Genomic DNA, 23,017 nt, shown 5'->3' with positions numbered 1-23,017 from the left:
AATCAAAATCAGTTATGCCAAAGGTCATCCTAATTTTAGCATTCGCATTTTCAGGTCTGTTAGCCAGAGAAGAAGATCCTATAAAAACAAAAAAACTACCAGTTATCAATTTTTCTCAAACTGCCATTGATTTCGAAAGTGGGCAACCAGTTTTTTCTAGGCAAACAATGGCTACACTGAATGTTCAGCGACCGGGTTCTGTAAGAGTTATTATCAATGATGCTGTTGACACCACAGTCAATAAAAAAGAAATTGAATTGTCATCCTTAGTTGAGTTGTCAGAAGGAACTTACACAGTGTTGATCCAGGGAAAGGATTATCAAGAAACTTTCGGGTTCACAATCCGATAGAAAAAAATTACTAAGAGCAAGTAAATGCCTCGCAGAGATGCGGGGCTTTTTTGTTTCTGTCTAAATTAGCTCCATGGATCTAAAATTATTTTTCAATCCAACTGAAGTAGATATGGATAAAGACGCTACTTCATTCCAGTCATCCATCTACATCAATCGTCATAAAATGCCTGATCATGAAGGTATGGATATGGCCCTTATCGGCCTGTGTGAATATCGTGGAGAAAATGAGAAAGCCGATGCTAATTCAGCAGATGAAGTTCGAAAGCAGCTCTATGGATTAAAAAAGGGATTTGGAGATTATGGCATAATAGATCTCGGTAATTTTAGAAATGGTCCCACGCTGGAAGATACCTACCTGAGACTGAAAGAAGTCTGTGGATACCTGATGGAAAAAGACATTGTACCAATCCTGTTTGGCGGCAGTCACGATTTGGATTTGGGTCAATACTATGGCTATGAGTCTGCCGAAAAGCTGGTTTCTGTGTTGAATATTGATAACTCCATGGACTTTGATGATGATCAATCACCAGCAAAAGGACACGTGGGAACCATGCTGAAGCATAGTCCCAATTATTTGTTTAGCTATTATCACCTGGCCTATCAAAGCTACCTTACAGATCAGAAATCGATTGAGTTGGTAGAAAGACTTTCTTTTGAAGCAGTAAGGCTAGGGGTTGTAAAAGAAAATATTAAGGAGATTGAACCGATAATCCGGGACGCTGACATGCTATCTTTTGATATGTCTGCGTTGCAGGCTTTTTATGCACCTGCTGCCTCAAATGCAAAGGTATATGGCCTCACCGGAGAGGAGGCCTGCCAGCTGACCTGGTATGCCGGTCAAAATGAAAAGATGAGCTCTATCGGGCTTTACAATTATGATGCTTCACAAGATTCAAAGGATAGAAAGGCAGCCTTTGTGATGAGCACGATGATCTGGTATTTTGTTGAAGGTTATTACCACAGAAAGGGAGATAAGAATTTTAAATCCAATGATTACCTCATGTACGAGGTGCACCTTGGAGGTGAGCCCGAAACTATTCGTTTTTATAAAAGTAAACTGTCTGAGCGATGGTGGATGGAAGTTCCAAACCCGGAAGCGGAAGGACTATTCAATCGCAATAGAATGATTGCGTGCAATTACAGCGATTATGACCTTGCCTTAAAAGGAGAGCTTCCAGATCGATGGATGAACTTTTTTAATAAAGTCTAATAACGCGGTGGCATAACAATCCACAAGATGATATATACAAGAATGCCAGGGAATCCAATACTAGCAATGGATAAGATGATATATGCAATCCTGACCATTGTAGGATCCCAACCAAGGTATTCCGCAATGCCTGCACATACCCCCCCAAGCATTCGATCATTTGATCTGAATAATCGTTTTGTCATTTCCATACTTCTTTAGTTTAAAGATGAGATTTTTTTGTGAAATTCTTTAAAACTGATCCTTCCAATTTGGTCTAAAAAGGTTTTGGGGGCTTTGGCATCCACGTTCTGCACATTGGTCGGTTCGCTCAATAAGTCTGCAGAGTAAAGTGACTTAGCATTGAGTGTGAGCAGACATGCCAATATAATGCCCAATAGGATGAGCAGCGTGCGATTAAGTCTTGTATGTGTTCGGTTGGTTGCCATTTGAATAACATATTTATCAAAGGGTGTGCCAAAACTCATAACTACCTTATTTGCAGATATTTAGTCACTACCTTGATCGTCTAAGTGTACACGATTGAACAGCTAATTTGAGAGAGTGAACACAGGCTTCTATTGGATAAATGATATGGTGATTGGAGGGATGGCAAAAAAAAAGGCACCTCCTCCGAGGCACCTAATCACCTAATCACACTGCTGAACGCATTGTCTTTTTATGGGTGCGACTCGCTGACCCATTTATTCTTTTTGATAAGTAATGATTGCTTACTTACTTATCTCTTACAAAGAGAATACTAAATGAGGCCTCTAAGTCTTGGTGTTAACGAGGAAATTGATTTAGTTAAAATGCTTACATGATAAACCATGTTCTATTTCGTTAAATCTTTACGTTGAATTCTGATAATTTTATATTGAAAAGACCGACGTACCAGCTATTAATATTTTGGATACTCATCTGCACATATCTCACAAAGATGTACTGGAAAGCATACCATTCGGTGTGATTCAGGTTGACCTTTCTGGCAAAGTGGTCTATGCCAATGAATCCGCGTGCAAACTGTTGAATCTCGAAAGTAAAGATGATCTCTTCGGTTTACACTATGAGGCATTCTCTACAGATCAAACGAACCATAATGGTGAAGCATTAAAGCCTGACGATCACGCACTTCATGAAGTACTGACCGAAGAGAAAACGGTATCATCGAAGGTACAGGGCATACAGGTGCAGGGAAAGCGAAAGTGGTTCTCGGTTAGTGCTGCGCCTGTTTATGATGAGGATAATCAATTGGTTGGTGGGATTGCCAGTTTTTCCGATGTTACCGAAAAGATTGAGTTGGAGAAGAAGCAGCATGAAGAGTCTGCCCGATATAAGATACTGGTAGAGAATCTCAATGGTGTAGTTTGGGAGACTCACCTGGGTACAAAAACATTCTCATACATCAGTCCCAGAGCTAAAGACCTGTTGGGGTTTCCAAAAGAAGATTGGCTGAAAGAAGGTTTTTGGCAATCCAGAATTCACAAAGATGACAAGGAGCGAGTGCTTGCCTATGAGGACAAGAAAATAGAAGAGGCCAGCAATTACGAATTGAAGTATCGGTTGGTCCATATGAGCGGGAAGGAAATTTGGGTACGAGATTTGGTGGAGGTGGTAAAAGATCATGATGGAAAACCATACCTTTTAAGAGGTATTACACTTGATATTACAGATACACAGCTATCGAGGCACCTGTTGAGGGAGAGCGAAAAGCGATACAAGCAAATGATAGATGAAGCTCCCTATGCTATTACAATTTATGATAAAGAGGGGACGCTAATAGCAGCAAATTCCAGGTGTGCGGATTACTGGATGGTAGACCTTAAAGCGTACATTGGAAAATTCAATATTTTCAATAATGATCTATTTGTCAAGGACTCGCAAAAAGCATTGATCGAAAAGGCCTTCAATGGTGAACGTGGTGAAATCACCGCTGATGTTCCCCTTCTACATGTTGGGGATTCTAAGCGAAGCTATCACCTAAAATATTATCCTTTGTTCGACGCAAATGGTGAGCTGGAAAACGTGATTTACTTCACAGAAGACATTACCGATCTTAAGGAGGCAGAGCGCAAAATCAAACAAGAAGAATCACTGAAGCAAGGAGTACTGGATGCGTTGGATGAGGGCATATTAGTGGTAGATGATCAAGGGGTCATTATCGGAGTAAATAGAAACTTAAAACTCTACGTTAAGAAGCAGCCTTACGAAGAACTTGAAATTGGTAAATCCATTTTTGACTTCATTCAATTCTTTGATGAGAGGGACTATCTGAAGAACGGTGTAAAGGCCATTCTGGATCAGGAGATGAAGGTGTTAGATCATGAGATGAAACTCGCTGATGGCAAATGGTATAACCTGAGAGCCACTCCACTGAATGAACCTTTTGGTGCGGTAATAGCCTGGCAAAATATCAATACCCGAAAGGAGATAGAAATAGCGTTGGAGCGATCACTCAAGAAGTATCGAAATATCTACAACAAAGCTCCGGTGATGATGCATTCTATCAATAACAAGCTGGAGATTATTAGTGTAAGTGATTTTTGGCTGGAGAAAATGGGTTATGAGAGGAATGAGGTGATAGGAAAAACTCCAATTGATTTCATGACAGAAGACTCGATGATTTCAGTGGCGACTAACCTCAAAAAACTTTTTCAGGAAGGGGAAGCGAGAAATGTAGAGTATCGTTTTGTGAAGAAAAATGGTGAAGTGATGGACGTGTTATTGTCTGCAGTCTCTGAATATGACGAGGAAGGGAGCTTTGAGCGATCGATCACAGGCATGCTGGATGTCACGGATTTAAAGGCCGCAGAAAGGAAACTGCAGGATAGCCAGTTTAAGCTGCTTGAATCTCAACGAATTTCCAAAATAGCCAATTACGAATATGATGTAAAGACAGGAAAGTTTATTCCATCCGAGGAAATGACCTCAATGATGGGCTTTTCAAAATCAGATCGGCATGTTTCGATAATTGAGAAGCTCATCCATCCGGAAGACTTGAAAGAGTTCAATCAAAAATTGGAGAAATGTATCAAGGAAGGAAAAGATTTCTTTCAACTCTATCGTATCCACCATTTAAAAACGAAGAAGCTGAAGTGGATTTCTGGTAGGGGTAAGATGATAAAAAATGAGGCGGGGCAAGTTGTGCGGATGATCGGTACAGTTCAGGATATTACGGAACAAAAACATGCGGAAGAGAAAATTAAGCGACTCACCGATCGTGTCCTTCTGGCGGCTGAGATAGCTAATCTTGGCGTTTGGGAGTATGATAGAGAGACCGATGAGATCTTCTGGGAAGATCAGATGTACTCGATTTTTTCAGATGCTAAAGAACCATTAGATGTTGCTGGGCTTAAAAAGTATTTCTTAAGTGATGGAGAAAAGGTCATTGAGAACAGCCTGAGAATGATTAAGAAAGGGATCAACTTTCTGGAATCAGACTTTCGAGTAAAGGTGCAGGGTGAGGAAAAGTACTTGAGAGCTTTCACCAGAATTTTACGAGATGTCAACACTAAAGTGAAAGGGATGGTGGGTGTGATTTATGACATTACGGCTGATAAGCGATTACAAATGCAGCTTGAATCTTCTCTCGAAGAAAAAAACATCCTAATCAAAGAAGTACACCATAGGGTTAAGAATAACATGCAGTTGATCTCTTCCATCATGGCCCTCAAATCTTACGACCTGGATGATGACAAATCAAAAGCCATTTTCAATGAAATCAATGATCGGATAAAGGCAATGTCCGTCATTCATGACAAGCTTTATACATTTTATAATGTATCCGAAATTGATATCGCTGAGTACTTGAGACACATTGCCAGTGAACTACAAGTCTTACAGGGGTCTTCTGGTATTACGATCGATGTGAAAGCTACGAAAGCAATTCTGGATGTGGAAAAAGCACTGCTTATTGGATTGATGGTTAGTGAAATGGTGAATAATGCGATCAAGCACGGATTCCAAAAAGATCAAGTTGGAAAAGTGATTATTCATTTCGGTAAAAAGAATAAGAAATTACTTCTTCGGGTGCTCAACGATGGTAAACCATTAACTGTTGATATGCTGGAAAGCAGAACAGGTCTGGGTATTTCCTTAATTAAGACATTTGTGAAACAACTCGAAGGAACTCTTGAGTTGGACGACCAGGAAAATGGGCTTAAAGTGATTTTCTAAACGTTGCAGAATAATCAATCAATGTCTGGATCAACCCACTGGTGGTTTTAGTGTCAATTTTCCGCATAATATTTCCTTTATGCGCATTGATCGTTCTCACACTTAAGTCAAGCTTTTTCGCTATTTCCTCATTGGTCATGTCCTGCATCATCAGCTGCAATATCTCATTTTCTCTTTCTGTCAGTGACCTAACCCGTTCAGCAGTTTCGTTTGCTTTGTTTGAGAAAAGCATGCTAATCATAGTTTCATTGTAGAAGATGTCATTTTGTAGCGCTACCTGAATGGTTTTCAAAATATCGGATGCTTCCATGTCAAGAGCTATGATGCCGTTCACATCAAATCGGGATGTATATTGTATCAATAGCGGACGTAGGTCAAAAGCGAAGATGATGGTAGGAATATCAGAATGGTAGGACTCCATCTCGTCTGGAGAAATTGTTTCAGAATCTATAACGATCAAATCTAATTTCTGACTGAAATTTGGAGCCATAGATAAGGTCTTGGGACAGATTTCATCCAGCAGAAGAAAAAGATAGTTGGCCAGTGATGTATTCTTTGATACGATGAAAATTTCACTCATTTTGAATAGTGTTTCTTGCCACTTGCAATTGTAATATCTGACAAAATCTTATAAATTGATAGTAATCGACGCGAACCTATGGGAAAAATTTTAGTTGCGGAAGACTCACTTATTGTTAACCAACATATCAAACATGCACTTGAATCGGGAAATCACGAGGTGGTTTCAGTATACTCCGGCAAAGAAGCTATATCGGCTGCATCGGAAGAAGTTCCTGATCTGATTCTCATGGATATTATGATGGAGACCAATTCTGATGGAATTGATGCGGCATTTGAAATCAAGCAAAGCTTGGACATTCCGATCATTTTCCTCACCGCCCTTACAGATGAACCGACCATCGAAAAAGCCAAGTTTAGTCTGCCCTATGGATACGTAGTTAAGCCTTTTAACGAAGCAGAGTTGTTGTCCAATATTGACGTAGCTCTTTACAAAGCACAGGCAGAAAAAAAGATCAAAGATAATAGTGAGCTCTTTCAGGCTATCATTAACTCCATCGATAAAGCAATCTTCCTTTTGGATGCAGAAGGTAATATCAAGTACACCAATTCAGTCGTAGAGTCAATCACCTCCAGGTCATTTGATCAGTTGATGGATAGAAACATAAATGAGATTCTGAGTTTTACAGACAGCACTGGCGCGAGGCAGGATGACATTATGACCATGAATAATGATTCCGAAAAAGAGTTGATATTAGGTGAGACAGATAAGGTTTTTGGTGATTTTTATTCACACAAAGTATCGCTCGATGAGGAGTATACCCTGCTGTTTTTCAAGGATATAACAGAGCGAGTGAGGATCAGAGAGGCTAATGAGGATATAAAAAACCGAAGGCTTCTTTCTTTTATTGAAGGACAGGAAAAAGAACGTGAGCGGATAGCTCGGGATTTACACGATGGGGTAGGACAAATTGCTAATATGATCAAACTCGCCGTAAAAAAAGGAGATTCAGGTGATGCTCTGGCTGACATGGTTGATCAGTTTTTGGATGAAATGAGAAAGGTGACAGATGGTTTACTTCCTACGCTACTTAGTGACTTTCCGATTGATGTGTGTATTAAAAAAATCGTTGATCAGGCAAACAAAAGCTCAAATATTCAATTTGAATTTCAAGCAGAAGATCTGCCTGAGTTGGATATGAAGCATAAGGTGAATATTTATAGAATCTCACAAGAAAACATTTCAAATATCATAAAGCATTCCAATGCCAAAACGGCATCTATACAGTTATACGGTTTTGATAGGCACATTCAAATGACTATCGAAGACGATGGAGACGGGTTTGAGGTCGGAGACTATGCAGATGATACATCTCATCACGGGATACAGAATATGCTTTTTAGGGCTGAAGTATTAAATGCAGAGTATAATATTGATGCTAAGAAAGGTTCGGGTACTTTTATAAGCTTAAAGATTCCTCATGAAAAAGACTAAACTATTCCTCGTAGAAGATCACGAGTTGGTGCGAAAAGGCGTTCGCAGTATCATCGATTTGGATCAGTCTATTGATATCATAGGTGAATATGATCGCGCAACCAAGGCCATTGAAGCGATGGATGAGGGCAATATTCCTGATATCATTTTGATGGATATTTCCATGCCTGAGATGACCGGTCTGGAAGCATCAAAACTGATAGGTGAGAAGTATCCTGATGTTCGAATCATTGTCTTGAGTATGTATAAAGATGAGGAATACGTTATGGAGGGGCTGAATTTCAACATTGCGGGATATGTGGTCAAGGATAGTGTGGCTGATGAAATTTTGGTGGCCATTGAAAAGGTAAATGATGGAGGAAAGTTTTTCAGTAGAGAGGTAATAGATACCGCACTCAATTCCTACAAAGAAATCAAAAAGGAAAAGAAAAAGGCCGAGAGTGTTCAACTTACCAAACGGGAAATAGAAGTGCTCAACGATATTTCAGACGGTTTGAAAAGTCAGGAAATCGCAGAGAAATTATTCATCAGTGAACGTACAGTCGAGGCGCATAGAGGAAATATTATGAAAAAGCTACACGCCAAGAATATGGCAGAACTCATCAAAAAGGCAATGAATTTGGGACTTATAAAGCCCTGATTATTAGTAATAATGACTAACTGAAGAGTCGTATTTTCCTGAGGAGAAACCCATAGTTTTCAACTATAATTTTGATAGGTAAGTGTCTCTGAAGCTTAAGCTAAATTTTGTGCTTCAGGAAAGAGGAGCTATGGTTATTTCTGAAACTCACCAAAAAATCAACACACTAAAAGGCTTGGTTCCCGGCGGATTTGTTTTCGTCCTGGACACAACTGATCGGTCTTTCATTTTTAAATCAAAAAAGAGTCCGGATTGTGAGCAAAGAGTGATCTCACTCGATAAGATCTATGGAATTGATACTTTGACTAAAGGCTCTAATTACTATCACCACGAAGATGATACCTCTCTGGTCAAGATCAGTAAAATTGGAGATAATACTTTCTTAGGGCTTTGCGCTCCTAAAAGAAATATTTCAGCAGCCCAGTGGGAACGTGCTGAGGATTATTTACGTGTAATGGAAATGTGAAAGCAACATTTACTGGCCTTTTCATTTCGATAATATCTGAATTCACTTTTTTATTAAAGCTTTTATTGTTTCAATAACCAAAAACACCCAGGGAAAACCATGAAGTATTGTATCAAAGTAGTCCATGATGCCCATGCCCTGAGCTCCTCCTGCTATCCATTTTAGCTTACCCCATATATGAGGTTCAGGAAAGTATGGTAGAAGACCAAGGGTAAGGCATAGTGCCACAGCCAGCCCAAGTTTTGATTTATTTTTTTTCAAGTGTACTTAATCGTTTCTCTATTTCGATCAATTTATGAATGATGATGATATGGGTTTTCTTGGCATCAATACCCACTACACTTTTATCACTGGCAATCATCTTTTCTATAGCCTCATATTCGGCTTTTGGTATCTCGTGATTCATAGTTCTTATTTTTTCGCAATCATTCTTATTATTCTGGAAACTCCATTATGGTATTCTCCTTCTGATAAATCTACCTCCAATTCCTCCAACTTTATTATTGAAAGATTCCTGAAGTCTGCCCTAAGAATCTCTTCATTAAGGAGCATGTCAATGTCTTTTGGTCCTCCGGTATCCAGTTCGATTTGTTCCTTTCGGAATGCCTCATATAAAACAATTCCTCCAGGCTTCAATGACCGAATGACTTTTTCATGTAATGCTTTTCGGGTTTTTGGATCACAATGTGCATAGGTCATCACTGCTAAGTCATACGTTTCATGTTTCGGTTCCCACGCTTCATGATCATTTGTTGTATAATTGATCGAAACACCTTTTTTGATCGCAAGTGATTCAGCTTTAGATTTTCCTTTTTCAGAACTGTCATAAGCATCAACCTCCCAACCAATAGAAGCAGCGTAAACTGCATTTCTCCCTTCTCCTTCTGCTGGGAGGATGACCTTGCCTGGCTTCAAATTATCAATTACTTCTTTCAAAAAATGATTGGGTTGCTCACCATAGACATACTCTTTCTGAGCATATCGCTTATCCCAGAAGTCTTTTTGATAAAGATTAGCCATTTGTTGCAAAAATTATGATAAGCTCACAGCTTCAATCCAGGCTCCAATACCCCCTTGAAGATTGTAAAGATTTGAAAATCCCATGTCGGCCATTAAAGCACAAGCCTGACCACTTCTGTTTCCACTTCTGCAGTATATCAGATAGGTTTTAGCTTTGTCGAGCTTAGCAACCTCTTCTCTAAAGCCGGGATCAAAAAAGTTAATCATGGTATATCCCGGTATAGAACCTTCAGCTAGCTCGCCAGGGGTTCTTACGTCCAATACTACATGATTCTCTTTAGCTCTTAATTCTGCAAAAGTTTCCGCGTTAATATTTTGATACTCCATTAGTCTATTCATTTTTAATTTAAACGTGCCTTCAAAATTAATTTTCAGGTAAATCCAAAGGAGTAACTTTTGTTACACATATCTTCAATTTAATCGTTCAAAAAAGAGGAGAACATCCAGGTTAGTTTTTCTTGTTCTCGAATGTTATCACTAAGCATAGCTGCTGTTCCCTCATCATTGGCTTCTTGAGCTAATTCCATTAATATCCTTTGCTGCTTGATCAGGGTTTGTAAACCAGAAAGTACACACTCAACTTGTCCATCCACATCTAAAATGTCAGATTCCTTGATTGTAGCCAATTCAAGGTACTTTGAATACTGGTGGTTTGGTATTGCATCCAAGGTTCTCATTCTTTCAGCTACATCATCAATTTTTAGAATAATATCGTTGTAGAGCTCTTCAAATTTCATGTGTAATTCAAAAAACTTTCTTCCTTCAATATTCCAATGAAAACCGCGTACGTTTTGGTAGAATATGGAATAATTTGCTAGTAGTTTTCCGAGTGCTTCAGACAGCTTTTTTGATTTCTCTGGATTTAATCCAATTGCTTCTAGTCTTTTCATGATTAAAGTTATTTTTAGTTTGATTTTCTATACTGTAATTAACGAATTCTAGAATATCAGCAACGTAACATTTGTTACCGAAACTCAAATGAATCAAGAATGAAAACACTCGGAATGATTGGAGGAACATCATGGCACTCTACCATAGAGTATTATAAGCTTATTAATGAAAGAGTGGGGGACAAAATAGGAAACCAGTCTAACCCACCCCTCATTATTCATAGCATCAATATTGAAGTGATGCGTGAGCAGAATAGGGAAAAGATCAATGTAAAGTACCTTGATGTTTCCAGAAAGCTAGAGGCGGCTGGAGCGGAAGCAATAATAATTTGTGCCAATACTCCTCATATGGCTTACCCTTATGTTCAGCCAAAAATTGATATTCCAATACTGCACATTGCTGATGCGACTGGTAATGATGCCCGGAAGCAAGGTCTGAAAAAATTAGGGTTATTAGGGAATAGGCCAACCATGACCGGTGACTTTATCCCAAAAGTGCTAAATGACCATTTTTCTATTGAAACAATAATTCCAGATCCTGAATACCTGGATCAAGCACATCATTATGTATCCAAGGAGCTTACAAGGGGAGTTTTTTCAGAGGAGGCTAAAGAATTCTTTTTGGATCAAATGAATTTGCTTAGAGAGAAAGATGCAGAGGGAATTATCTTGGGATGTACCGAGTTGCCAATACTATTTAAGGAGGTGAGATATGATATTCCACTATTGCCCACAACAGAATTGCATGTGAACATGGCTGTGGATTTTATTTTGAAGGAGAATTAGGATGTTGTCAGTATGAAAAGGCCTATCTGTGGCCGCTATTGCGAAGTAAATCGTTCAAAAGCTCGGCATGACCTGTATCAATGTGGCCACCAAATCCTATAATGAAATAGCCTTTGTCACCATTTATAGACTGGATTGTATATACAGAGTCCTCCTCTGAGGCAGAAGTGCCAGATTCAAAAGTGAAACAATCTAAAATCTTTAAGTCAGAGTGATCACTAATGATGTTTTCACCTATTTTGATATCCAAATTCTTCAGGATTTCAATAGGAACAAATCCAGCGTTTTTTAAATCATCGGTTAGTTCTGATAAACTTTTGCTCATTCATAATCTGTTTATAACGTTTAATTAAAGATAGCTGGAACTCTCTAATTTGAAGTGGATGCTTACAATCTCAAAAGGGCTGCCTTTCAGCAGCCCTTAATCACACTAAATCAACCTACTCAATTTGCCAATTCCTTTTTAGCTAAGTACCAATCCACCTTCTCCAGTGAATCATCGTTCAATCGTTCCTCTAGCTCATCCAGCGTCTTAGGTGGTGGCACAATTACCTTATCACCTTTTTTCCAGTCTAAAGGCATTGCTACTTTATGTTTATCCGATGTTTGTAAGGCTTCCAGTGCACGTAAATCTCATCCATATTTCTGCCCACATTTAGTGGGTAATACATGATCAGTCGGACTTTCTTTTCGGGATCGATAAAAAAAACGGCTCTGACCGCTGCTGTTTCACTTTCATTTGGCTGCAGCATACCGTATAGCTTAGATACCTTCATATCCAAATCTGCAATGATGGGGAAATCAAAATAGACTCCAGTATTTTTTCGAACATTATCGACCCAACCTAAGTGAGCATGAATGCTGTCAATGCTTAGCCCAAGAAGCTCCGTATTGAGCGCATCAAACTCAGCTTTTCTTTTCGCAAATCCACTCATCTCAGTGGTACATACTGGTGTAAAGTCAGCAGGATGTGAAAACATCACCACCCATTTATCTTTTCCAAATTCGGAAAATTGAATCTCTCCCTTTGTGGTTTTAGCACTGAAATCTGGTGCTTGATCTCCTATTCTGGGTATTTGAAATACTTCTGTTTTTTCTTCTATATGTTCCATGTTTTTAAGCTTTTAATCTTGCTGTAATTAACGAGGTAGAAGCTTCAGATGGCGTAACATTTGTTACACTTGACTTTACAATCATTGCCAGGTATTTGTAAATGCAGATTGAGTTTTCAAAAAAAAAATAGGTTAGTAACATTTGTTACCGATACGTTTAAATCAATTAATAACTTAGAGTAAATTTCAAAATAACCCTCACGGCCATGGATGTAGAAATATTATCCCGGATACAATTTGCTCTCACTATTTCATTTCATTACATATATCCTCCCTTGATCATTGGACTTGGACTGGTAATGGTTTTTATGGAGGGAATGTACCTCAGACCAAGAATCCCGAATATCATGTTTTAGCCAGGTTTTGGACTAAAATTTTTGCGATCACTTTTGGTATCGGAGTAGCTACCGGGATAGTCATGGAGTTTGAGTTTGGTACCAACTGGGCGACATACTCCCGCTATGTAGGAGATGTGTTTGGTAGTGCATTAGCCGCTGAGGGCATTTTCGCCTTTGCATTAGAGAGTGGTTTTTTGGGCATTTTGCTCTTTGGATGGAATAGAGTGAGTCCAAAAGTTCATTTCATTGCTACACTTGGTGTTTGGCTGGGTTCTATGTTTTCAGCAATATGGATTGTGGTGGCAAACTCATGGCAACAAACACCTGCTGGATACCACATAGTTGGTGAAGGATTGAATGCAAGAGCAGAGATTACTGATTTTTGGGCAATGGTTTTTAATCCCTCTAGTGTAGATAGGCTAACGCATGTTTGGATTGGGGCATTTTTGGCTGGAGCATTTCTCGTTTTAAGCGTACACGCTTATTACATATTAAAAAAACGGCATGTTGAAATCTCAAAAAAAGCATTCAGGATAGCACTTGCAGTGGCTACTGTTGCTTCACTTTCTCAGCTTTTCACCGGACATAGGTCTGCAGATGGCGTGGCAGAAAACCAGCCAGCTAAGTTAGCAGCTCTTGAAGGACACTTTGATAGTCTTGCAGTGGCTGATATGTATGTATTTGGTTGGGTGGATAAAGAAGATCAGGAGGTAAAGGGGCTGAAAGTGCCTGGAGGCCTTTCTTTTTTACTTCATCAGGATTTCGAAACACCTGTTGCTGGTTTGAATTCATTTCCTGAAGATGAGCGACCAACAGCACTAAACGCCATTTTTCAGTTTTATCATATCATGGTTGCTATTGGAATATTCCTGATTGCGTTGACATTATATGCCAGTATTCAGTGGTGGAGAGGGAGGTTATTTGATCAAAGGTGGCTATTAAAAGTATTTATTATAAGTGTGCTACTGCCACAAGTTGCTAATCAGGTAGGTTGGTTTGCAGCTGAAATGGGAAGACAGCCATGGGTGGTTTATGGTCTGCTTAGAACATCAGATGCGCTTTCGAAGGTAGTGACGGCCAATCAGGTGTTGTTTTCTATCATCCTGTTTTCTTTTGTGTACACATTACTCTTTGTCCTATTCATCTATATGATGAACAAAAAAATCCAAAATGGACCGGATGAAAGTGAGCTTAGAGAACACAGGCCTAGGCAAAAGGACATGTCTTTAATATTTGATAAATAAAACCAATAAGCAAATGGCTACTTTTATAGGAATCGATTATGCCACCTTGTGGTTTCTTGTAGTAGGGGGTGTTTTTACAGGTTATGCCATTCTGGATGGGTTTGATTTGGGGGCAGGTGCCTGGCACTTATTTTTCAAGAAAGATGAAAGTAGACGAGTTGCTTTAAATGCGGTTGGGCCTGTCTGGGATGGAAATGAAGTTTGGCTGGTAATTGGTGGAGGTGCGCTTTTTGCTGGTTTTCCGGATGTGTATGCTACAGTATTTTCAGCCATGTACATACCGTTTATGCTTTTTTTGACATTTCTCATTTTCCGCGCTATCTCCATCGAATTCAGAAGCAAAGAACCAATGAAATGGTGGAGAAAAACCTGGGATGTTGCATATAGTGTTTCCAGTATAATGCTGGCTGTCTTGCTGGGTGTAGTTCTTGGGAACATATTGCAAGGGATGAGTATTGGGCCAGACAAGGAGTTTGATGGTAGTTGGTTGGAGTTTTTGAATCCTTACGCTATAATGGTTGGTATTACCACGCTGGCACTTTTCATGATGCACGGGGCAATCTACCTCATCATGAAAACGGAGGGACGTCAGTTTGTAAGAATGACAATTCATGTGAAGCAGGCCATTATTTTCTTTCTGGTAAGTTTTGGAGTCATCACTCTTTATTCACTTCTTTATTTCCCCCATTTATCAGATCGATTTAAGGAGCATCCAATATTCTTCGGTATTGCATTAATCGCTTTCCTAAGTATTGCCAACATACCAAGGCTTATTAAGCTCAAGAAGTATTGGCTGGCATTCTTGTTTTCATCATTGACCGTCGCAGTTCTGTTGATAATTGTGGCATTTGAGCTTTACCCGGCAATAATACTGTCGACACAGGATCCCTCGTACACACTCACTGTACACAATGCCAGCTCTTCAGAAAAGTCTTTGGAAACGATGTTGATAATAGCTGCGATTGGAGCGCCTCTGGTAGCCGGTTATACTGCATTTGTTTTCTGGACTTTTAAGGGGAAAGTGAAGATGGATGAGACGAGTTACTAAACTACAAAATCTCGATTTTATTCCGGTATTGTTCTATTCTGCCGTCTTTTTCAAGCTGCTTTAGGAGCCTGGAAACTACTACACGAGAGGTATTTAATTCATTGGCAATCTGCTCGTGTGTTTTATGTATTTCGAAAGAACCCGTGGCTTGTTTGGTGTCTAGCAAATACTTGTAAACCCTCTCGTCCATTTTATGGAAAGCAATACTATCAATCGTCTTCAGTAGCTCTTCAAATCTCAATTGATAGGATCCAAAAACAAACCTTCTAAAGGAAGGATACTTCGTTACCCATGAATCCAGGTATGTCATCGGAATCATCCAAATAGTAGAATCTTCTTCAGCAATTACCTTATAGCCTGCTTTTTCACCCTCGATGCAGCAGGTGATTGACATAGCACATGTTTCTCCACCCTCCAGGTAATACAGGAATATTTCTTCACCGTTTGAATCTTGTCGCATTACTTTAAGCAACCCTGACAAAACAATAGGAATTTCATTTCCGGTACTGTCCGGACCCATTAGCACATGACCTGCTTTTGCTTTCTTAAGCCTCCCTATTGTGACTATTTCGTCAATGAGTTTAGGCTCTAGCCCTGCTTTGCTGAGAACGACATCTATATTTTCGGACATTGTTGTGATTTACTCGAATTCTAACCTTGAATTTAGTGCAAGGGTTCCAATATTCACATTCAATCCTTAAGTGGATTGCCTCCGACTAAGGTGGTGTGTGAGTAAGGATATTGGAACAATCTTATTATACGGGTAAATCACGAGTGAGACATACTCACTATGTCTAATCTATTAGGTATCTATTTAATAGAAATCATTGATAGGTATCTTTTTTGCCTAATCCTCCACGCCTAATTTGGCTAGGATGTCACTCATTAAGCACCACTTGGTAAATGATGACTGGAGTAAGTTGGCTCCAACAAATGCAGTAAACCACAACCAGTTGATATTTACATAAATCGAGAGCAGGAGACTCACCAAAATAAATGTTCCTGCTACTGCGTGTACTATTCTTGTTCTCATTTTCTATTTGTTTAAATACTCTTTTTCACATCCACTACAACCGCATGTACATAAGACATGGAGTCCTGACCTTTATTGAATTCTGCAATGGCATTTAATACCTTATCTACCCCTGACCTTTCCACAAATGCATAGAATAAAGCAGAACGGTGCTCACCGGAATTCGAAGCAAACCAGTTATCATCATTTGGCTGATCTGACAAGTCTTTGTATCCGGTTACATCCATGTGAGAAAATGCTTTTACCTCACTTTCCTTAAGCAATCTTTTGATATCTTTTTCATAAGACTGCACGGCTGTTATGATTAATAATTCCATTATTTTTTTTATTTAGTTTCCTCAGCTAATGCTTTCTCTTCCCATTTTTTTCTTTCGGTCATGTAGTAAATCAATGGTACTACAATCAAGGTGAGCATCGTTGAAACAATAGCTCCGGCCACCAGCGAGATAGCAAGCCCTTGAAATATTGGATCGAAAAGGATAATAGAAGCGCCAATTACAACAGCTCCTGTAGTCAGTAAAATCGGTGTGGTTCGTACGGCTCCTGCTTCAATGATAGCGGTCTTTAAGTCTACACCATCATTCAATCGGATTTCGATGAAGTCAATAAGTAACACAGAATTCCGCACCATAACACCTGCCAGTGCAATCATCCCAATGAATGATGTAGCTGTAAAGAAGGCTCCTAAAATCCAATGACCTAGCACAATACCAATCAGTGACAGTGGAATAGCCAGCATCATAACGATTGGGGTTTTAAAGTTTTGAAACCACCCGACGATCAACATGTAAATCACGATGATCACTACCACGAAGGCACCACCCAGGTCTCGGAATACTTCCAGTGTAATCTGCCATTCGCCATCCCATTTTACGGTGAAGTCAGATTCATCTTCTGGCTGGCTCATGTACAATTCATTTACTTCATAGCCCGCAGGCAAGTCCATCGCCTCCAGCTTTTCAGTCATTCCAAGGATAGCATAAGCAGGACTCTCCAACTCACCGGCCATATCTGCTAGGACATATACCACGCGTTTTTGATCTTTACGATAGATGGTGGCATTCAATGTGTCTTTTTTAACACTTACAATATCTCGTACCGGCACCATGTTCCCCTTCATCCCTTTGATTTTGAAGTTTTGAATCTGCTCAATCCCGGCTTGCTCCCGATCTTCCAACTCCATAACAATACCAACCGGATTATCTGCGTGCTCATCATACAATGTGCTTACAGGGTGACCACCAAGAAGATAGGTAAGATTTCCAACCACCTGCTGAGGCACAATCCCGTACATCATTGCTTTTTCCTTGTCTACATCAAGTGTGTATTCGGTTTGTCCAGCCTCCACATACCAGTCGATATCTACGACATCTTGTGTGTTTTCGAGAATCTCCTTTACCTGCTCAGCTACTTTTATCTGCTCACGATAGTCTGGACCGTAAACTTCCGCCACCAAGGTGGATAGTACTGGAGGACCAGGAGGTACTTCCACAATTTTCACATTGGCATCATACTTTTTTGCGATGCGCTGTACCTCAGGGCGAACCCTAGAGGCGATCTCATGACTTGCATGAGAGCGATGCTCTTTGTGCAAAAGGTTCACCTGAATATCAGCCATGTTGCTGCCTCCGCGCAAGTCATAGTGACGCACCAAACCATTGAAGGTAATCGGTGCGGAAGTGCCAGCATACGTTTGATAGTTTACTACTTCCGGTTCGCCTGCCAGATACTGCGCGATTTCTGCTGTTACCGCTGCGGTTCGCTCGAGCGTTGTTCCTTCAGGCATATCTATGATCACCTGAAATTCATTCTTATTGTCAAATGGGAGCATTTTTACTACCACTGACTTTGTGAAAAACATGACCATCGATCCGAAAAGCAATACGACTGTGATACCCAACATCACCCAGCGTTTCACACTGCTTTCAAGGAAAGGTTTTTCTATTTTGTTGTATACCTTATGGATCCATCCGTGCCCATGTTCTTCTTGACTTGTTTCTTTTTTGCCTTTCTTGTCTTTTTCTCTCAAAAGGTGATATCCCAAATATGGCGTCACCGTCAATGCTACGAACAGTGAAAGCATCATTGCAATAGAAGCACCTATTGGCATAGGGCTCATATAGGGGCCCATCATACCTGATACAAATGCCATAGGAAGAATTGCTGCAATCACAGTAAATGTTGCCAAAATCGTAGGGTTACCTACTTCATTGATGGCGTAGATTGCCGCCTGTGCAAATGGTAGTCGCTTGGACTTGAAGTGACGGTGCATGTTTTCAGCGATGATAATACTGTCATCTACTACAATACCCACGACAAACACTAGAGCAAACAACGTAATCCGGTTAAGCGTGTACCCCAGCATGTAGTAGCTAAAAAGAGTGAGCGCAAAAGTCAATGGAACCGAAAGGAACACCACAAGGCCTCCGCGCCAGCCCATTGCCAACATGACAAGCACCGTCACAGCTACAATGGCTACTCCGAGGTGAAGCAACAGTTCTCCAACTTTGTGAGAAGCTGTTTCTCCGTAATTCCGTGTTACTTCTACTTGTACATCGTTTGGAATGAGAGTTGTTCTGAGCAAATCGATTTTGTCCAAAATCTTGTCGGACACTTTCATGGCATCAGCCCCTTTTACTTTAGCCACTGAGATGGTAACGGCAGGATATGTAGATGGACTTTCAGTAAACGCTTCGTTTGCTTTTCCATATCCAAAACCCACATAATCCTTAGGTTTGGAAGGTCCATCCATGACGGTAGCCACCTGGCTGAGATAAACAGGTAGTTGATTATTTACTCCCACTACAATTCCTCCAACATCATCTGCAGAGTTCAGGAATTGTCCAGTAGTCAATAGGTATTCAGAATCTGAGACAACAAATTTCCCTGATTGTGAGCTACTGTTACTGGCTTTAATCATTTGCATGATGCTTAGAACATCCACGCCATTCTCAGCCATCTTATCCTTGTCGAGGGATACGCGAAGCTGACGTGGGCGACCTCCGATTTCACGGGTGATAGATACATCTTTCACCTTCTCTATTTCTGAAGTAACTTCTTCTGCGAGCAATCGAAGCTGATAATCATCGTAATTTTTACTCCAAAGTGTAAGGCCAAGCATCGGTACATCATCAATGGATCGGGTCTTTACAATTGGCTCGTAGACGGTCTCTGGAAACATGTTTTGGTGTTTCATCAACTCATCATAGAGTTTCACATAGGATCGTTCAGTATCTTCTCCGACATAAAACTGCACCACGATGACAGCCATTCCATTCATGGCCATGCTGTGTACATGTTCCACACCTTTTATATTAGAGATGATCTTTTCAAGTGGCTCGACAACCCTGCTCTCAACCTCTCGGGGAGAAGCTCCAGGATATCCCACCATCACATCGGCCATCGGCACAATGATCTGTGGCTCTTCCTCTCTTGGGATCAAAAAAGAGCTGTATACTCCGATAATCATCAAAGCGACCATTAACAAGACGGTGAGCTTTGAGTGGATAAAAAAGTTGGCGATTTTGCCTGATATTCCTTCCTGCATATCCTTCTTGATTAGTTGTTAACAGAAATTTTCGCTCCGTTGTAAAGTTTGCCTTCAGGCTTCATGATGTACTGCTCCCCGTCTTTTACACCGGATAGTATTTCTACTTGTCCAGCTTTCGATTGTCCGGTACGCACCCATCGTAGAATAGCGGTATTTTCTTCTCCTACGGTATAAACACCTGTTAGCTGCCCATTTCTTACCAGCGCGTTTTCTGAAACAACCGGAGAAGTGTTTCCAGATTTTTGTCCGGTGGCAATGGAGGCGTTGATGAACATTCCGGGCAAGATGCCTTTCGCTTCTTTCAGGTCAATTTTCACCAGGTATTGTCCTCCGGTATTTTTGGCAGAAAGACTCACTTCTTTCACTATTCCTTCCAATGACAAGTTTTTAGATTTCACTAGTACCGAAGCAAATGCCCCGGATTTTACTTTTGAGATTTGGGATTCCGGTACCATCACAGCTGCTTCATAAGCGGATGTTCCCTCTACAGTGGCCAAAGGCATTCCAGGATTTGCGATATCACCTCCCTTAACAAATGTGTTGGTCACAACACCTGAAAATGGAGCGCGTAAGTTGGTGTATGCAAATTGTGCTTCTACCTCTTTCTCCATTTGCCTGGCAGTTTCTAATCCAGCCTGCGCCATTTCATAGCGAGTGGTCATGTTCTCTAGCTCCTTTTTAGAAGCACTTCCTTTTTTATATAAAACTTGAAAACGTTCGTAATCTTTCTTCGCATTTTCAAGTCCACTCTCAGCTTGAACAATGGATGATTGCACCTGGGCTTTCTTTGCCCGAAGGTCTGCACTGGAAATAACCACCAGTAAGTCACCTTTATTTACTTTGTCCCCGGGTTTCACCACCACACGAGACACATTACCCATCATTCGGGTGCTGATGTTGGCGCTGCTTACGGCTTCTATACGTCCGCTCACCTGAATGGTCTGAGCTTCGCCCAAACTTTTAACTGTTCCTACTTCAACTGCAATAGGTTTCATTTCTGTTACCTGGTGCTTTTCACTAGATCCACATCCTGCAAGCAAGACTGCAAGTACTGGAATTATTGATATGTATGTAATCTTTGTCATTTTAAATTCTCTTATCTTTTATTCTCTTGTTAAAAAATGAAGGTATTCTTTCGTGAAATTGTATTCGAAGATGGCTTGCTGTAGCTGGAGTTCTTTTTGATATTTCTGACTCTCTGCAGATAGTAAATCCACCGTTTTTTCAAGTCCTTCTTCAAATCGATCTTTCCTGATTTTGAAAGATTCGGACGCCTGTTCAAAGGCCACTTGTGATAGCTCTACTTTATGCTCGGCATCTGTCAGCAGCCTGTTAGCACGACTTAGTTCTACTTGTTGCTTTAACTGATACTCCTCCTGCTCTAGTGTGGCTTTTTCCATTTCCAGACGTGCCTTGGTGGTCTTAGCTATGTTAGCATATCCGGAAAAAATATCCCATGAAAGTTTAGCTCCCAGGATGTATCCGTTCGCATCGAATCCGAGCGGTTGGTTATCATAGATCTGGAAGCTCCCGAATGCGTTGATCCGTGGTACAAACTTCATCTTAGATGACTTGAGCATATTTTGGTATCCATCTACCGACTTGTCCATGGCCAATAAATCTTTTCGATTTTGTGGTAGAATTACCGGATAAGATCTACTTGTATATTCAAGAGGCGGTCGCCCTTCCGGCTTTAGCACATATGAGCCCGGTTCTTGCCCCATTAACGCTAAGATTTGATCGGAGGCATTCTGCACATTGGATCGGGCATATTGTAATTGACTTTTTACCTCATTGGCTCTAACCTTTACATCTAATACATCTGCTTTCTGAACAAGACCCTGATCATAATAATCAGTTGTCATTCTGACTGCTTCATTTACCGTCTGCTCCGCTCGTTCTAATACCTCAACAGCTTTATAAGCCAACTGCAACTGCATGTATTGTTTAGTGGCTTCAAACTGCAAGTACTCTTTGATTCGTTCCGCTTTGAGCTGATAGGCTTCCTTTTGAATCTTGGCAGCTGTGCGACCATATACTCCATCAAGATTGAGGAGGGGCTGGAGTACCATGATTTCGGTGGCATAGTTTTCTACATTATCAGGATCATTGAGCAAAGCAGGGTTGAAGTCTTGTTGCGTCAGGATTTCCTGATTCAGCTTAGATCCAAATGCCATCAATGGATTATTTGTGGTCATCGCTGTGTAAGAGGCTGTCACTGTAGGCAGGAATAGCGCGTTTGATTGCTGGTAATCTGCCTGAGCCATTTCGGCTTGCTTCTCTGCTATTCTTGCCTGTTGATTGTTTAGGCTAACCTTCTCTAAAAATGCTGCTTTTGAAAGTGAAAGCGTGTCTTGAGCAGACAAAGTGCTGACCCCTGCAACTATTAATAGTATTTGTAGTATCTGTTTCATTTTAAAATTCTCATTCATTTTGACTCCATGGAGTTATTTGTGCTGTCAATTACTTCAGTTCTTAGAATTACTTTTTAGGAAATGTTCCATTGTTTTATGTAGCAAGTTTACGGTGGTGGGTAAAGGGTTAATGAAACAAATGTTACACAAGAGGTAGTATTGTAACATTTGTTACAAAGCCATTATGGCATAAATCCTCATATAAAAAACGCAAAAAAGAAGATAGCTAGGAGAATAATTTTCTTAATGATGCTTGTTCATTGGATATGCAAATCGAAGCAAGCCTTCGGCAGATGATGTGACTAATCAGGCGATATTTGAGGGTGATACAAAAAAGACATGAGGTAGTCCTTAAACGACATTGGCTTGGTCAGAATACAAAAAGCCCGATGCTATAGCACCAGATTCTGTTTCAAGGAGCTCGGAGGGATTATTTCATGATCCCTAGTCATTCAGAATTCCGAATAAAAAGAATAAATCTACGATTCATTTTTATTGTTTTTTACACTCGCTCAAAATGAATTTGGCTCGGCTTAAAACAAAAAAAATCGATGCTGACGCACCGATTCTTTTCATTCTTCGTGAACTCGGAGGGATTCGAACCCCCAATCTCCTGGGCCGTAACCAGGTGCATTATCCAGTTGTGCTACGAGTCCAACAGGAGCGCAAAAGTAACAATTATGCTTGAAAATTTTCGTTACTGCAACATGATTCTATCTTTGCCGAAATTTTTCAGATTCGGCT

Annotated in this window: 25 protein-coding genes, 1 tRNA gene and 1 pseudogene; 9 read left to right on the top strand and 18 right to left on the bottom strand. The window is 40.3% G+C overall.

Annotated features, from left to right (window positions below):
• Window positions 1-14: 14 nt before the first annotated feature.
• Both ACP14Y_RS06315 and ACP14Y_RS06310 read left to right on the top strand, forming a co-directional pair.
• The gene (locus ACP14Y_RS06315) at window positions 15-350 is read left to right on the top strand and encodes a hypothetical protein (protein ID WP_424962115.1); all 336 of its coding nucleotides are present in this window, start codon (window positions 15-17) and stop codon (window positions 348-350) included.
• A 73-nt stretch (window positions 351-423) separates the two neighbouring features.
• Window positions 424-1,563, top strand: a complete 1,140-nt coding sequence (locus tag ACP14Y_RS06310) for a formimidoylglutamase (RefSeq protein WP_424962114.1) — start codon at window positions 424-426, stop codon at window positions 1,561-1,563.
• Here ACP14Y_RS06310 and ACP14Y_RS06305 read toward each other — a convergent pair.
• The gene (locus tag ACP14Y_RS06305) at window positions 1,560-1,748 is read right to left on the bottom strand and encodes a PspC domain-containing protein (RefSeq protein ID WP_349563663.1); all 189 of its coding nucleotides are present in this window, start codon (window positions 1,746-1,748) and stop codon (window positions 1,560-1,562) included. The two genes, ACP14Y_RS06310 and ACP14Y_RS06305, sit on opposite strands and share 4 nt — an antisense overlap.
• Before the next feature lie 12 nt (window positions 1,749-1,760).
• Window positions 1,761-1,991 carry a hypothetical protein gene (locus ACP14Y_RS06300; protein ID WP_424962113.1) on the bottom strand — a complete coding sequence of 77 codons (231 nt, stop codon included), beginning with the start codon at window positions 1,989-1,991 and terminating at the stop codon, window positions 1,761-1,763.
• A 460-nt stretch (window positions 1,992-2,451) separates the two neighbouring features.
• Between ACP14Y_RS06300 and ACP14Y_RS06295 the strand changes: the two genes are divergently transcribed.
• Window positions 2,452-5,718, top strand: a complete 3,267-nt coding sequence (locus tag ACP14Y_RS06295; RefSeq protein ID WP_424962112.1) for a PAS domain S-box protein — start codon at window positions 2,452-2,454, stop codon at window positions 5,716-5,718.
• Here ACP14Y_RS06295 and ACP14Y_RS06290 read toward each other — a convergent pair.
• Window positions 5,702-6,298: a LuxR C-terminal-related transcriptional regulator gene (locus ACP14Y_RS06290; protein WP_424962111.1), complete on the bottom strand. Its 597-nt coding sequence runs from the start codon at window positions 6,296-6,298 to the stop codon at window positions 5,702-5,704. The genes ACP14Y_RS06295 and ACP14Y_RS06290 overlap by 17 nt on opposite strands.
• A 78-nt stretch (window positions 6,299-6,376) precedes the next feature.
• On the opposite strand from ACP14Y_RS06290, the gene ACP14Y_RS06285 reads away from it, so the two are divergent.
• From ACP14Y_RS06285 to ACP14Y_RS06275, 3 genes are all read left to right on the top strand, one after another.
• Complete coding sequence (locus tag ACP14Y_RS06285) at window positions 6,377-7,732, top strand: response regulator (protein ID WP_424962110.1); 1,356 nt, start codon at window positions 6,377-6,379, stop codon at window positions 7,730-7,732.
• Window positions 7,719-8,372, top strand: a complete 654-nt coding sequence (locus ACP14Y_RS06280) for a response regulator transcription factor (protein WP_349563658.1) — start codon at window positions 7,719-7,721, stop codon at window positions 8,370-8,372. Before ACP14Y_RS06285 ends, ACP14Y_RS06280 begins: the two co-directional genes overlap by 14 nt.
• A gap of 82 nt (window positions 8,373-8,454) precedes the next feature.
• Window positions 8,455-8,838 (top strand): hypothetical protein, encoded by a 384-nt coding sequence (locus ACP14Y_RS06275; RefSeq protein ID WP_424962109.1) that lies wholly within the window; start codon window positions 8,455-8,457, stop codon window positions 8,836-8,838.
• A gap of 42 nt (window positions 8,839-8,880) precedes the next feature.
• Here the strand turns inward: ACP14Y_RS06275 and ACP14Y_RS06270 are convergent, their stop codons facing one another.
• The 5 genes from ACP14Y_RS06270 to ACP14Y_RS06250 form a co-directional block, all read right to left on the bottom strand.
• Window positions 8,881-9,099: a hypothetical protein gene (locus ACP14Y_RS06270; RefSeq protein ID WP_424962108.1), complete on the bottom strand. Its 219-nt coding sequence runs from the start codon at window positions 9,097-9,099 to the stop codon at window positions 8,881-8,883.
• Window positions 9,086-9,244, bottom strand: coding sequence for a hypothetical protein (locus tag ACP14Y_RS06265; protein ID WP_424962107.1), 159 nt, complete (start codon window positions 9,242-9,244; stop codon window positions 9,086-9,088). The genes ACP14Y_RS06270 and ACP14Y_RS06265 overlap by 14 nt, the downstream gene beginning before the upstream one ends.
• A gap of 5 nt (window positions 9,245-9,249) precedes the next feature.
• Window positions 9,250-9,858 carry a class I SAM-dependent methyltransferase gene (locus ACP14Y_RS06260; protein WP_424962106.1) on the bottom strand — a complete coding sequence of 203 codons (609 nt, stop codon included), beginning with the start codon at window positions 9,856-9,858 and terminating at the stop codon, window positions 9,250-9,252.
• Window positions 9,859-9,870: 12 nt separating this feature from the next.
• Window positions 9,871-10,197, bottom strand: a complete 327-nt coding sequence (locus ACP14Y_RS06255; protein WP_424962105.1) for a rhodanese-like domain-containing protein — start codon at window positions 10,195-10,197, stop codon at window positions 9,871-9,873.
• Between the two features lie 77 nt (window positions 10,198-10,274).
• Window positions 10,275-10,748: a Dps family protein gene (locus ACP14Y_RS06250; protein ID WP_424962104.1), complete on the bottom strand. Its 474-nt coding sequence runs from the start codon at window positions 10,746-10,748 to the stop codon at window positions 10,275-10,277.
• 99 nt (window positions 10,749-10,847) lie between these two features.
• On the opposite strand from ACP14Y_RS06250, the gene ACP14Y_RS06245 reads away from it, so the two are divergent.
• The gene (locus tag ACP14Y_RS06245) at window positions 10,848-11,534 is read left to right on the top strand and encodes an aspartate/glutamate racemase family protein (protein WP_424962103.1); all 687 of its coding nucleotides are present in this window, start codon (window positions 10,848-10,850) and stop codon (window positions 11,532-11,534) included.
• Between the two features lie 22 nt (window positions 11,535-11,556).
• On the opposite strand, the gene ACP14Y_RS06240 is transcribed toward ACP14Y_RS06245, so the two are convergent.
• The 3 genes from ACP14Y_RS06240 to ACP14Y_RS06230 all read right to left on the bottom strand — a co-directional run bounded on the left by ACP14Y_RS06240 (window position 11,557) and on the right by ACP14Y_RS06230 (window position 12,646).
• Complete coding sequence (locus ACP14Y_RS06240; protein WP_424962102.1) at window positions 11,557-11,859, bottom strand: hypothetical protein; 303 nt, start codon at window positions 11,857-11,859, stop codon at window positions 11,557-11,559.
• Window positions 11,860-11,978: 119 nt separating this feature from the next.
• Complete coding sequence (locus ACP14Y_RS06235) at window positions 11,979-12,116, bottom strand: hypothetical protein (protein ID WP_424962101.1); 138 nt, start codon at window positions 12,114-12,116, stop codon at window positions 11,979-11,981.
• Between the two features lie 2 nt (window positions 12,117-12,118).
• On the bottom strand, window positions 12,119-12,646 hold the full coding sequence (locus tag ACP14Y_RS06230) for a peroxiredoxin (RefSeq protein WP_424962100.1): 528 nt from the start codon (window positions 12,644-12,646) through the stop codon (window positions 12,119-12,121).
• A 206-nt stretch (window positions 12,647-12,852) separates the two neighbouring features.
• Here ACP14Y_RS06230 and ACP14Y_RS06225 point away from each other — a divergent pair.
• Both ACP14Y_RS06225 and cydB read left to right on the top strand, forming a co-directional pair.
• Window positions 12,853-14,228, top strand: a pseudogene (locus ACP14Y_RS06225) (cytochrome ubiquinol oxidase subunit I).
• A 13-nt stretch (window positions 14,229-14,241) separates the two neighbouring features.
• Window positions 14,242-15,276 carry a cytochrome d ubiquinol oxidase subunit II gene (gene cydB, locus ACP14Y_RS06220; protein WP_424962099.1) on the top strand — a complete coding sequence of 345 codons (1,035 nt, stop codon included), beginning with the start codon at window positions 14,242-14,244 and terminating at the stop codon, window positions 15,274-15,276.
• Between the two features lies 1 nt (window position 15,277).
• Here cydB and ACP14Y_RS06215 read toward each other — a convergent pair whose 3' ends face one another.
• From ACP14Y_RS06215 to ACP14Y_RS06185, 7 genes are all read right to left on the bottom strand, one after another.
• The gene (locus tag ACP14Y_RS06215; protein ID WP_424962098.1) at window positions 15,278-15,907 is read right to left on the bottom strand and encodes a Crp/Fnr family transcriptional regulator; all 630 of its coding nucleotides are present in this window, start codon (window positions 15,905-15,907) and stop codon (window positions 15,278-15,280) included.
• 216 nt (window positions 15,908-16,123) lie between these two features.
• Window positions 16,124-16,309, bottom strand: coding sequence for a DUF2892 domain-containing protein (locus ACP14Y_RS06210; RefSeq protein ID WP_348282098.1), 186 nt, complete (start codon window positions 16,307-16,309; stop codon window positions 16,124-16,126).
• Between the two features lie 11 nt (window positions 16,310-16,320).
• Window positions 16,321-16,626: a hypothetical protein gene (locus ACP14Y_RS06205; protein WP_424962097.1), complete on the bottom strand. Its 306-nt coding sequence runs from the start codon at window positions 16,624-16,626 to the stop codon at window positions 16,321-16,323.
• Between the two features lie 8 nt (window positions 16,627-16,634).
• A complete protein-coding gene (locus tag ACP14Y_RS06200; RefSeq protein ID WP_424962096.1) occupies window positions 16,635-19,856 on the bottom strand; it encodes an efflux RND transporter permease subunit in 3,222 nt (1,073 codons plus the stop codon).
• Between the two features lie 11 nt (window positions 19,857-19,867).
• Window positions 19,868-20,944, bottom strand: coding sequence for an efflux RND transporter periplasmic adaptor subunit (locus tag ACP14Y_RS06195; RefSeq protein WP_424962095.1), 1,077 nt, complete (start codon window positions 20,942-20,944; stop codon window positions 19,868-19,870).
• An 18-nt stretch (window positions 20,945-20,962) separates the two neighbouring features.
• Window positions 20,963-22,273 (bottom strand): TolC family protein, encoded by a 1,311-nt coding sequence (locus ACP14Y_RS06190; RefSeq protein WP_424962094.1) that lies wholly within the window; start codon window positions 22,271-22,273, stop codon window positions 20,963-20,965.
• Window positions 22,274-22,855: 582 nt separating this feature from the next.
• Window positions 22,856-22,929: transfer RNA gene (locus ACP14Y_RS06185), tRNA-Arg, on the bottom strand.
• Between the last annotated feature and the right edge of the window lie 88 nt (window positions 22,930-23,017).

The sequence above is a fragment of the Ekhidna sp. genome, assembly GCF_965247405.1.
Taxonomy (GTDB): Bacteria; Bacteroidota; Bacteroidia; order Cytophagales; family Cyclobacteriaceae; genus Ekhidna.
The sequence above is the reverse complement of the archived record's forward strand: the minus strand, read 5'-3'. Positions and strand labels throughout refer to the sequence as shown.